At 71.2% G+C, this 9,672-nt stretch carries 13 protein-coding genes and 1 pseudogene; 9 read left to right on the forward strand and 5 right to left on the reverse strand.

The window, feature by feature from the left end:
* Positions 1-135: 135 nt before the first annotated feature.
* Complete coding sequence (locus ACFWI8_RS30200) at positions 136-1,038, reverse strand: zinc-binding dehydrogenase (protein ID WP_387098071.1); 903 nt, start codon at positions 1,036-1,038, stop codon at positions 136-138.
* A 108-nt stretch (positions 1,039-1,146) separates the two neighbouring features.
* Between ACFWI8_RS30200 and ACFWI8_RS30205 the strand changes: the two genes are divergently transcribed.
* The 5 genes from ACFWI8_RS30205 (at position 1,147) to ACFWI8_RS30225 (ending at position 4,348) form a co-directional block, all read left to right on the forward strand.
* Positions 1,147-1,710, forward strand: coding sequence for a TetR/AcrR family transcriptional regulator (locus tag ACFWI8_RS30205; RefSeq protein WP_387098074.1), 564 nt, complete (start codon positions 1,147-1,149; stop codon positions 1,708-1,710).
* A gap of 67 nt (positions 1,711-1,777) precedes the next feature.
* Complete coding sequence (locus tag ACFWI8_RS30210) at positions 1,778-2,152, forward strand: type II toxin-antitoxin system RelE/ParE family toxin (RefSeq protein ID WP_387098077.1); 375 nt, start codon at positions 1,778-1,780, stop codon at positions 2,150-2,152.
* The gene (locus ACFWI8_RS30215; RefSeq protein WP_387098080.1) at positions 2,152-2,493 is read left to right on the forward strand and encodes a helix-turn-helix domain-containing protein; all 342 of its coding nucleotides are present in this window, start codon (positions 2,152-2,154) and stop codon (positions 2,491-2,493) included. The genes ACFWI8_RS30210 and ACFWI8_RS30215 overlap by 1 nt, the downstream gene beginning before the upstream one ends.
* Positions 2,494-2,621: 128 nt before the next feature.
* Positions 2,622-3,041 (forward strand): YciI family protein, encoded by a 420-nt coding sequence (locus ACFWI8_RS30220; protein WP_387098083.1) that lies wholly within the window; start codon positions 2,622-2,624, stop codon positions 3,039-3,041.
* Positions 3,014-4,348 (forward strand): RNA polymerase sigma factor, encoded by a 1,335-nt coding sequence (locus ACFWI8_RS30225; protein WP_387098086.1) that lies wholly within the window; start codon positions 3,014-3,016, stop codon positions 4,346-4,348. Before ACFWI8_RS30220 ends, ACFWI8_RS30225 begins: the two co-directional genes overlap by 28 nt.
* Positions 4,349-4,616: 268 nt before the next feature.
* Here the strand turns inward: ACFWI8_RS30225 and ACFWI8_RS30230 are convergent, their stop codons facing one another.
* A complete protein-coding gene (locus tag ACFWI8_RS30230) occupies positions 4,617-4,946 on the reverse strand; it encodes a hypothetical protein (protein ID WP_387098089.1) in 330 nt (109 codons plus the stop codon).
* A 143-nt stretch (positions 4,947-5,089) separates the two neighbouring features.
* Between ACFWI8_RS30230 and ACFWI8_RS30235 the strand changes: the two genes are divergently transcribed.
* The 4 genes from ACFWI8_RS30235 (at position 5,090) to ACFWI8_RS30250 (ending at position 8,462) form a co-directional block, all read left to right on the forward strand.
* A complete protein-coding gene (locus ACFWI8_RS30235; RefSeq protein WP_387098092.1) occupies positions 5,090-5,929 on the forward strand; it encodes a helix-turn-helix domain-containing protein in 840 nt (279 codons plus the stop codon).
* A complete protein-coding gene (locus tag ACFWI8_RS30240; protein ID WP_387098096.1) occupies positions 5,907-6,122 on the forward strand; it encodes a DUF397 domain-containing protein in 216 nt (71 codons plus the stop codon). The genes ACFWI8_RS30235 and ACFWI8_RS30240 overlap by 23 nt, the downstream gene beginning before the upstream one ends.
* Before the next feature lie 65 nt (positions 6,123-6,187).
* On the forward strand, positions 6,188-7,717 hold the full coding sequence (locus ACFWI8_RS30245) for a putative T7SS-secreted protein (RefSeq protein ID WP_387098098.1): 1,530 nt from the start codon (positions 6,188-6,190) through the stop codon (positions 7,715-7,717).
* Between the two features lie 40 nt (positions 7,718-7,757).
* On the forward strand, positions 7,758-8,462 hold the full coding sequence (locus ACFWI8_RS30250; RefSeq protein ID WP_387098101.1) for a hypothetical protein: 705 nt from the start codon (positions 7,758-7,760) through the stop codon (positions 8,460-8,462).
* A gap of 2 nt (positions 8,463-8,464) precedes the next feature.
* Here the strand turns inward: ACFWI8_RS30250 and ACFWI8_RS30255 are convergent, their stop codons facing one another.
* The 3 genes and pseudogenes from ACFWI8_RS30255 to ACFWI8_RS30265 form a co-directional block, all read right to left on the reverse strand.
* Positions 8,465-8,692, reverse strand: a complete 228-nt coding sequence (locus ACFWI8_RS30255; protein WP_311603076.1) for a helix-turn-helix transcriptional regulator — start codon at positions 8,690-8,692, stop codon at positions 8,465-8,467.
* Entirely contained in the window at positions 8,692-9,189 is a 498-nt protein-coding gene (locus tag ACFWI8_RS30260; protein ID WP_311603075.1) for a DUF2975 domain-containing protein, read from the reverse strand. Before ACFWI8_RS30260 ends, ACFWI8_RS30255 begins: the two co-directional genes overlap by 1 nt.
* 31 nt (positions 9,190-9,220) lie before the next feature.
* Positions 9,221-9,672, reverse strand: a pseudogene (locus tag ACFWI8_RS30265) (transcriptional regulator); the annotation flags it as partial.

Consider the following 9,672-nt stretch of genomic DNA (forward strand, 5'->3'; position numbering starts at 1 on the left):
TGGGCCTGGGGCCCTACCGCCGGGGGCGCGGGGGCGCGCGGGGGTCCACCTGGGGCGTACCACCGCCCGCCCCCCGCCGGGGCCCCCGGCCGGGGGGCCCCGCCCCCCCGGGGGGGGCCCCCCCCGACGGCGTTCCTACAGGGCGAGCACCGCCTTGCCGGCCACCCGCCGGTCGAGCAGCGCCCGCGTCGCCTCGTCGATCCGCTCCCAGGGGCCGTGCCAGTCGATCTCCGGGGAGAGGCGGCCCGCGGCGACCAGGCCGAGCAGGGTGCCCAGGTCGGGGCCGACCTCCCGGACGTCGCCGAACGTGCTCATCGTCTTGGCGGGCCCGATGGAGAACAGCGAGTAGGGGGCGAAGACCGCCGGCTCGTCGGACGCCCAGCCGATGTTCCGGACGACGCCGCCCGGTGCGAGCAGCTCCCAGGCGGCGGCGAGCTGCGGTCCGCCGACCGTGTCGAGGATCAGGTCGACCGGCCGGTCGATCCCGTCGAGGCCCGTCACCACCTGGTGCGCGCCGAGCTCCGGCAGGCCGGCGGCGCGGGCCGCCGAGCCCACGGAGGCGATCACCTGCGCTCCGCCGAGCGCCGCGAGCTGGACGGCGTACCGGCCGACCCCACCCGCCGCGCCGGTGATCAGGACCCGGCGGCCCAGGATGTCCCGCGCGCGCAGCGTCCGCAGTGCGGTGACGCCGGCCATCGGCAGGGCGGCCGCGTCGGCCGGGTCGACGCCGTCCGGCACCTCGGCCACTGCCGTGGTGTCCACGGCCATCCGCTCCGCCCAGGCACCGGGGCCGAAGGCCGCGACCCGGGCTCCCACGGCGGGACCCGAGCCGTTCGCGGCGGCCCGCGCGACCACGCCGGCCGCGTCGTAGCCGTGCACGGTGCCGGGGGGACGCCGGCCGGCGAACTGGACCTCGCCCCGGTTGAGGGAGATGTGGGTGACGTCGATGAGCAGCTCGTGCGGGGCCGGCTCGGGCTCGGCGGCGGTGGAGAGCCGGAGCGAGCCGGGAGCGTCGGGGTCGACGAGGAGCGCGCGCATGGCGGAGGACCCTTCGGAGGGAGTAATCGGACTGGCGGTCCGGTTGGTCGACGCACGGTAGCATAACCGGACTGCCGGTCCGAGTTGTCGTCCGTGAGGAGAGCCGGGATGCCCGAGCGTGCCGACGCGGCCCGCAACCGCCGCGCCGTGCTGGACGCCACCGAACGGCTCCTCGCCGAGGGCGGCGGCGACCACGTCTCCCTCGACCGGGTCGCCGCCCTCGCCGGCGTCGGCAAGGGCACCGTCTTCCGCCGCTTCGGCAGTCGCGCCGGGCTGCTCCAGGCGCTGCTCGAGGAGCGGTCTCGCGAACTGCGCGAGGCCGTCGCCGAAGGGCCCCCGCCCCTCGGCCCTGGCGCGCCCGTCCGGGAGCGGCTGCTCGCCTTCCTCGACGGCCTCGGCGCCATCGCCGAGCGCAACGCCGTCCTGTTCGCCGCGCACGAGCAGGCGTGCGCGGAGGACAAGTTCGCCGACCCCAGCTACCGCTTCTGGCACGCCCACCTGGCCGGCCTGGTCGCCGCCGGCCGCCCGGACGCCGACGCGGACTTCCTCGCCCACGCCCTCCTCGCCACCTTCGACGGCGACCTCGTCCGCCACGTCACCACACCGGACGACCCCCGCCACTTCACCCGCTCCGTGCAGCGGCTGGCCCTGGCGGTGCTGGGGTCCGACTGAGGCCGCGCATGACGCTGAAGTTGTATGCTGGCAGAGTTATAACTGCCTGGTGAGAGGTGTCGCCTGAATGACCTGGGAGATCGTCGTCGTCGAGCCGGCCCTGTCGTGGCTACATGATCTCCGACGTACCGACCGTCTCACCCTGATACAGGTCAGCAAGGCGATCACCGCGTTGCAGGAAGAAGGCCCGGCCCTGGGCCGGCCGCTGGTGGACACGATCAAGGGCTCCGAGCTGCCGAATCTCAAGGAGTTGCGCCCGGGGTCGACGGGTGCGAGCGAGGTCCGCCTGCTGTTCGTCTTCGACCCTGTTCGACAGGCGGTGATCCTCGTCGGCGGCGACAAGGCGGGCAACTGGTCCGGGTGGTATCGGAAGACCGTGCCGCTGGCAGAAGAGGCATACGCCCACCATCTGAAACGAATCGAGGGAGAGGCGGGAACGTGATGGCGCAGGACCACTCGAAGGACCCCCAGGCCGTGTCCTGGGAGAGGCTGAAGGAGGAGTTCCACTTCACCGAGGCCGAGAAGGAGGAGATCGAACGGGGCGCCCAGGCGATGATCACCGCCTCGCGCGTGCATCGGCTCGCCGAGCTTCGTAAGCGCCAGCACACCACGCAGGTGGAGGTCGCCCGAGCCATGGGCGTCACCCAGGCGCGGGTGTCCCGCATCGAGAAGGGACAGGTGGGGCGGAGCGAGGTCGAGACGCTCGCCGCCTATGTCAAGGCGCTCGGCGGCAAGCTGAAGCTCGTCGCCGACTTCGGGGACGAGTCGTACGTCGTCGGGTGACACCCGTCGCCGGTCGACTGAAAAACTCCGCGATTCGTTCGTGCGTCGTGTCGATCCGCGGCCTCCCCGTTCGACCTTGGGGTGAGAGGGTCGAAGGACGGCCCTCGGTGAGACGGAGGAGAGCGACGATGGCGAAGTACATGCTGATCATGCGGGGCACCGACGAGTCCAACGCCAAGATGATGGAGACGCCCTTCGAGGAGATGCTCGAGGTGGTGGGCCGCTTCAACGACGAGCTGATCAAGGCCGGCGTGCTGGTGGCCGCCGAGGGCCTTGACGACCCGTCGAAGGGCGTGGTCGTCGACTACAGCGGCGAGACGCCGGTCGTGACCGACGGCCCCTACGGCGAGACCAAGGAGCTGTTCGGCGGCTTCTACATCCTGGAGGTGGCCTCCAAGGAGGAGGCCGTCGAGTGGGCCAGGCGGATGCCCGCCATCCCCGGCGCGAAGTGTGAGATCCGCCGGGTGCCGAGCATCGACGAGTTCCCGCAGGACAACGAGTGGATCATCAAGGAGCGGGCATGGCGCGAGCGGACCGGCCAGCTCTGACGCCGATGCCGGTCGACGACGGCCCGCCGGTCACCGAGTCGGCGCGGCGGGCCGTCGAGGCGGTCTGGCGGATCGAGTCCCCCCGCATCATCGGCGCGCTGGCCCGCTACACCGGGGACTTCGCCCTCGCCGAGGACGTCGCGCAGGAGGCGGTGGCGGAGGCGCTCGTCACCTGGTCCCGGGACGGCGCCCCGGCGAACCCGGTGGGCTGGCTGCTCGCCACCGCGCGCCGGCGCGCCATCGACGGCTTCCGCCGCCGGTCGGGCCTCGACGAGCGCTACGCGCACCTCGCCGGCCAGCTGGGGGAGGGGCAGGCCAGCTCGGGCGCGCTCGCCCCGCCCGAGCGCTCCGACGACCTGCCGTGGGACCCGGACCGGGTCGACGACGACGTCCTCGCGTTGATGTTCGTCGCCTGCCATCCGGTTCTCGCGCCCGAGGCCCGCGTCGCCCTGACGCTGCGCACGGTCGGTGGCCTGTCGAGCGAGGAGATCGCCCGCGCGTTCCTCGTGCCTGTGCCGACCGTGCAGGCGCGGATCACCCGGGCGAAGAAGACGATCGCGGCGGCTGGCGTGCCGTTCGAGCTGCCGCCGGCCGAGGAGCGGCGCGAGCGCCTCGGCGGCGTCCTGAGCGTGCTGTACGTGATCTTCACGGAGGGCTCGACGGCGACCGGAGGCGACCGGCTGCTGCGGCAGGAGCTCGCGTACGAGGCGATCCGGCTGGCCCGGATGCTGTCCGCGCTGCTGCCCGACGAGCCGGAGGTGCACGGCCTGCTGTCGCTGTGCGAACTGACGGCCGCGCGCTTCCCGGCACGCGTCGGGCGCGACGGCGAGGTGGTGCTCCTGGAGGACCAAGACCGGCGCCTGTGGGACCGGTCCGCCATCCGGCGCGGCCTCGCGGCGCTCGGCCTGGCGGCGGCGCGCGGGCGAGGGCTCGGCCCCTACGGTCTCCAGGCGGCCATCGCCTCGTGCCACGCGGCGGCGTCCTCCGTCGCGGAGACCGACTGGCAGCGGATCGTGCTCCTCTACGAGGCGCTCGGCCGGGTGGCCCCCTCACCCGTCGTCGAGCTCAACCGGGCCGTCGCGGTCGCCATGGCAGAGGGACCAGGCGAGGCGCTGGCCCTCGTGGACGAACTGGCCGTCTCCGGACGGCTCTCCGGCTCCCACCTGTTGCCGAGCGTGCGCGGCGAACTGCTCACCCGACTCGGCCGCCCGGTGGAGGCGCGGGCCGAACTGGAGCTCGCCGCCCGGCTGTGCGGCAACGCGCGCGAGCGGTCCGTGCTGCTGCGCAAGGCCGCCGCCCTGGACTGACACCCGGTCAGGGGGAGCGCCGGCGCCCGCCCTCAGGGGAGGGGAGCGGGCACCGGCGCGTTCGGGGGTGTTCGAGAGCGTATCCCCACGGCTTTTCTCTTGTAAAGAATGGGTGTCAGGCTTTCTTGGTGCCTCGACACGCGTGTCGAGAACGAAAGCTCAAATCTTCCTCAAGAGCAGGCACTTTGTCGTGAAGGTGGTATCTCGTCGGCGCTGGGCGATCATCCCCTATTGCAGGATAGCGAATTTGCGATAGAGAAATACCGCGCTACTGGGCCGGATCCTGGTCGGCGAGCCGGGCGCCCCGGCTGTCGGCGATGCGGAGGGTGTCGGAGAGCGAGGTCGCGGACCGTTGGAGGGCCACCCGCAGGGTCAGGGGGCCGGCGGTGGGGACGCCGAGGACGCGCTCGGCATGGGCCAACGCGTTCGCGCCGAGCCGCAGTTGATCCTCCTCGGCTCGGTCCGCGACCAACGCGAGCCGGCCGGGATCGCCCTCGTCGCCCCTGAGATAGCACGGCTTGCCCTCCGGCGACTCCCACGGCAGCAGCCGCAGGCTCGACTCGGAGAGCGGGCGGTCACGGTCTCGGTCGTAGCTCATCTGACCTTTTGCTCCCTCACGTTCGTGGCAGGTGAGGCCCTGTTGCGCTGCGTGGCCCCACGCTCACAGACTGCCGTCATCGCGCCGCGGGTGGAAGCCGTGGGGGCCTTCCACGGGCGCTGTCAAGACGGGAGTTCCGGACCATGGCCAACGATGCGACCGAGCCGATGATGACGCGCCGCAAGTACGGCGAGGAGCTGCGACTCCGGAGGGAGGCGGCCGGCCACACCCAACTCTCCCTGGGCGAGGCGGTGATCGTCTCGCCCTCGATGATCGCCCACATCGAGGCGGGCCGAAGGCGCCCGCGCCTGGAGGACGCCAAACGGCTGGACAAGGAGCTGAACGCGAACGGCTTCTTCGAACGGTGGCTCCCGACGCTGGACGAGGCCCAGTTCGCCCCGCACTTCGCGGAGGCGGCGGAGTCGGAGAAGCTGGCCGAGGTGATCGAGGAGTACGCGGCGGGCGCGGTGCCGGGGCTGCTGCAGACCGCCGACTACGCGCGCGCGATCAACATCGGCACGGAGCCCAACATCCAGGCCGGGAAGCTTGACCAGCGCGTCGTCAACAGGATCAACAGGGCCAAGATCTTCGACGACCCGACCAAGCCGCGGATGTGGGCGATCCTCAGCGAAGCGGTGCTGCGCACGGTGGTGGGCGGCCCGGAGGTGATGGCGCGGCAACTGCGCCACATCGCCAAGCTGATCCGCTCCGGCCGCGTCCAGGTGCAGGTGCTGCCGTTCTCGGCCGGTGCCCACCCGCTCACCGACAACAGGCTGAAGCTGATGCGTTTCCCAGACGCTCCTGACGAGGCGTACTTCGAGGTGCTGTACACCGGTGCGCTGACCGACGAACCGGCGCTCGTAAGGCGCTATCGGGAAGCCTATGATCTGGCCAGGGCCGCCGCGCTCCCGCTGGTGGCATCCCTGGAATTGATCGAGTCGGTTGCGGAGGAATACGAGAATGCGATGCAGGAGCATCCCTGACGCGTCCGCGATCCCGGCGTGGCGCAAGTCCAGTTACAGCCTCGGGGACAACGGCGACTGCCTTGAGGTCGTCGACGGCTTCCCCAGCGCTGTCCCCGTCCGGGACAGCAAGAACCCGACCGGGCCGGCGCTCCTCGTGCCCTCGGGGAGTTGGGCCGGGTTCGTGGCGGCGGTGCGCGCCGGTTCGTTCTGAGCGAGGACGGTCCGCGGCGGTGACGCCGCGGACCCGCATACACGACGGGGGATCGAGTAGCAGTGGTGCGGGCGTCTGACTGGAGCCCGGTCGACATGGACCGGGACCCGACGCCGGGGTATCCGGACGAGGTGCGCGAACTGGCGGACCAGCTCCAGGACTTCGCCGACGAGGTCGGCGTGGCGCTGGGGCGGATCCGCGGCATGGCCGAGGAGCGTGCGGTCCTGGCGTGGGCGGGGCGATCGGCGGAGGCGTTCCGGTCCGAGTTCGACGGCGTGCCGGGCAACTTGGAGAAGCTCCAGACGTCGTACGACATGGCGGCGCAGGCGTTACAGACCTACTGGCCGAAGCTGGAGACCGCGCAGGGCATGGCGGACCGTGCTTTGGACCGGGCGATCGCCGCGCAGGCGGACCTGTCCTCCGCCCAGGCGGCGTTGTCCGACGCGCAGGACTGGGTCTCCCGGGCGGGTGCCGAAGCGGAACGCTTGGAAGAACAAGGCGATCGCCAGAACGTGGAGCCTCCCTCGGAGGCGGAGGTCCGCGCGGCCACCCGCGACCGTACCGCCGCCGACGAGGCGGCCTCCTCCGCGCGCTCGCGCGTCGAGGACGCCGAACAGGCGCTCTCCGCCGCGCGTCAACTGGCTCTCGACGCGAAGGAGATGCGGGAGGAGGCCGCCCGCGCCTGCGCGGACGAGATCGACGAGGCGTCGGACGCCGGTATCCAGAACCGGCGTTGGTGGGAGGACGCGATCCACTGGGTGTCCGAGAACTGGGACACCATCGTCGAGATATGCAAGGTCGTCGTCGCGGTGCTCGGCATCGTGGTGATGATCATCGGCGGGCCGTTGGCCTGGGTGGTCCTCGCCGCGGCGCTCGTCGTCCTCGCCGACACGCTCTACGACTTCGCACGGGGCCGAGCCACCCTCCTTGACGTCGCCTTCGCCGCCCTCGACTGCATCCCGGGCATGAAGGGCCTCACCACCCTCGGCGGCCTGGCCGCGGGCTTCCGCCGTCTCGCCAGCGGTGGTCTGCGGGGGATGGCGGGCGGGGTCCGGGCCATGAGCGGTGGACTCCGCCGGTCGGCTCGGATGCCGGGTGGGCAGATTCCGTACGGAGCGTTGTCGCCGAAGGCCCGGAACCTGGTGCGCCGGCTCGAAGGCCAGGGGCACATCTCCATTCGTGCCGGCGAGGTGAACGTCTCACACCTGGCGGAGCTGCAACGGTTCAGCGGGGTCGAGCACGCGATCATCCAGAACCCCGCAGGCGAACTGCGGATATTCCGTGGCACGGAGCGAACCTCGGCCATTCCGCAGGACCTTCGTGGCCAGGGCTACGACTTCATCGCGCACACGCACCCGGAAGACCGGATGCCGGGCCCGCCCACCGACATGGAGCGCTACCAGGGCATCAGCAACAGCATGACCAGAGACCTGGAGAACAAGTTCTCCGACCACGTCGAGGTCGTCGTCAGCAGGAACGACAACCTACGGTTCTTCGACGGAAACGGAATTCTGGACCTTCCGGCAGGGAACTATCCGCCGAACGGCCCGGTGAACGACCGAGGATTCATCGTGCCCGTGCCCCGACTTGGCTGACTGGTAGCCTGCGAGCAGTGAGAGAGGCGTGAGGAAAAGCATGGATGACGACGTCACATCGTGTCGAATCTGCGGGAAGTTTGTCCTGCAGGTTCCGGGGTGGACCACGTACGTCCAGAGCTACTGGCTACTGCGGGCCGACTGGAGCGCGGAATCGGGTTTCTTTCACGGCGCCCTGCACTTCTCCTGCCTGCCCGGCTGGGAACACGAGGAGGCCTTTCGGCGGGAGCTCGTGGAGATCCTCATCGGGCGCGGCCGCCCAATCACCGTCGAGGCCGAGGACGGCGAGCACGTGCTGGAGCAGCCCGGCCTCTACTACAGCGAGCTGGTCCACCAGGACGGGGAATGGTCGATCCACCGCAACACGTCCACTGACCGTTGGCTCGTCCTGAGCCGTCGAGGTCCGTGGTACTTCCTCGACGCCCGGCAGTTGGGCGCACTCGCGCAAGGGCTGCCGGCGCGGGCCGACGAGGGTGGGGAGCGGGTGAGGTTGCCGGAAGGGCTGGACGCGGACGCCGAATCGGCGACCCTCGCCGAGCTGCTCGAAGCGTTGGCGATTCCTGATCGCTATCCCGGCCTCCTGGAACACGGCTCGCCGGATTACCGGGTTTGGGGGTATTTCCCGAAGAAACGGGGGCTCGAATACTCGGTCGCGGTCGATCTTCCGCTTCCCCGCTCGGCGGCTGAATTCCTGGCCGGCTACGCGCGCGAGTACGAGCCGATCCGTTTCGACGAGCCCGGGTAGCGTTACGGCGGCAGGTCCGCCTCCTCGTCGGGGACCCAGCGGAGCACGTCGCCCGGTTGGCAGTCGAGCGTGCGGCAGATCGCGTCGAGCGTCGTGAACCGGACCGCCTTGGCGCGGCCGTTCTTCAGCACAGCCACGTTGGCCGGCGTGATGCCGACGGCCTCGGCGAACTCGCCGACGGACATGCCGCGTCGGGCGAGCAGCAGGCCGAGGTCGACGACGATCGCCATCAGACGACCTCGGCCATCTCGGTCTGCAGGTCCGTCGCCTTGCGCAGCAGGCCCCGCATGACGACGACCAGCATGACGAACGCCGCCCCCACGCCGACGCACGCCGTCGCGCCAAGGAGCGCGCTGATCGCGTTCATGCCGTCGTCCGGTTCGGGGATCTCGGCTAGGAAGAGGTGTCCGGTGACGCCGAGCGCGAGCAGCGTCGCGACCGCCGAGGCGCCGATGACGACGTCGACCCAGCGGAAGGCGCGGGGCGTGAAGATCGCCTCACGTTCGACCATGGAGAGCAGCATCCACACGGCGCCGAGCGCGACCTGGACGCAGGCGACGCCGAGGATCGCGACCGTCACGTAGGGGACGGCGAAGGGCTCGTAGGGCGGGAAGCGGTCGACCTCGTCGGCCGCCGTCGTCGGTATGACCACGAGCTGTCCGAAGAGGCCGGCCAGGATCGCGAAGGCGATGCCGACCCGCAGCGCGGCGATGAAGAAGCGATGCACCTGTCGATCATCGATAGATTTCGATCGAAAGTCAATCGACGGTCGTGGGGAACTCCTCGACGCCCAGCACCCGCAGCAGGTCGAGCCGCTCGCGGGCCTCCGCGTTCGCCGGGGTGAGCACCACCAGTTGCTGGCCCTGGTCGGGGGTGACCAGCGTCTCGCAGTCAAGGAGCAGCCGGCCCACCCGCGGGTGCAGCACGGTCTTCCGGTCGGCCCGCCTGACCGCCACCTCGTGTTCCGCCCAGCGTCGGCCGAAGTCGGCGCTCGCGGCCCGCAGTCGGTCGACGAGCCCGGTGACCGTGGGGTCGCCGGCCCGGCGTCCCGCGGTCGCGCGGAGGTCGGCCACGAGCTGCCGGGACTGGTGCTCCCGCTCCTCCGGCGGGCAGACGGCCCGCACGGCGGGTTCGGTGAACCAGCGGTACGCGAAGTAGCGCCGGTCTGCCGAGAAGCCCGTGTGGTCGCCCATCAGCAGGACGGCCGCCC

The sequence above is a fragment of the Streptomyces sp. NPDC127098 genome (genome assembly GCF_042722465.1).
Lineage (GTDB): Bacteria > Actinomycetota > Actinomycetes > Streptomycetales > Streptomycetaceae > Streptomyces > Streptomyces millisiae.

Bases quoted from the DNA above. Each gene is read 5' to 3' on its own strand.
- ACFWI8_RS30200 (WP_387098071.1), bottom strand. From the start codon at position 1,038: ATGCGCGCGCTCCTCGTCGACCCCGACGCTCCCGGCTCGCTCCGGCTC.
- ACFWI8_RS30205 (WP_387098074.1), top strand. From the start codon at position 1,147: ATGCCCGAGCGTGCCGACGCGGCCCGCAACCGCCGCGCCGTGCTGGAC.
- ACFWI8_RS30210 (WP_387098077.1), top strand. From the start codon at position 1,778: ATGACCTGGGAGATCGTCGTCGTCGAGCCGGCCCTGTCGTGGCTACAT.
- ACFWI8_RS30215 (WP_387098080.1), top strand. From the start codon at position 2,152: ATGGCGCAGGACCACTCGAAGGACCCCCAGGCCGTGTCCTGGGAGAGG.
- ACFWI8_RS30220 (WP_387098083.1), top strand. From the start codon at position 2,622: ATGGCGAAGTACATGCTGATCATGCGGGGCACCGACGAGTCCAACGCC.
- ACFWI8_RS30225 (WP_387098086.1), top strand. From the start codon at position 3,014: ATGGCGCGAGCGGACCGGCCAGCTCTGACGCCGATGCCGGTCGACGAC.
- ACFWI8_RS30230 (WP_387098089.1), bottom strand. From the start codon at position 4,946: ATGAGCTACGACCGAGACCGTGACCGCCCGCTCTCCGAGTCGAGCCTG.
- ACFWI8_RS30235 (WP_387098092.1), top strand. From the start codon at position 5,090: ATGGCCAACGATGCGACCGAGCCGATGATGACGCGCCGCAAGTACGGC.
- ACFWI8_RS30240 (WP_387098096.1), top strand. From the start codon at position 5,907: ATGCGATGCAGGAGCATCCCTGACGCGTCCGCGATCCCGGCGTGGCGC.
- ACFWI8_RS30250 (WP_387098101.1), top strand. From the start codon at position 7,758: ATGGATGACGACGTCACATCGTGTCGAATCTGCGGGAAGTTTGTCCTG.
- ACFWI8_RS30255 (WP_311603076.1), bottom strand. From the start codon at position 8,692: ATGGCGATCGTCGTCGACCTCGGCCTGCTGCTCGCCCGACGCGGCATG.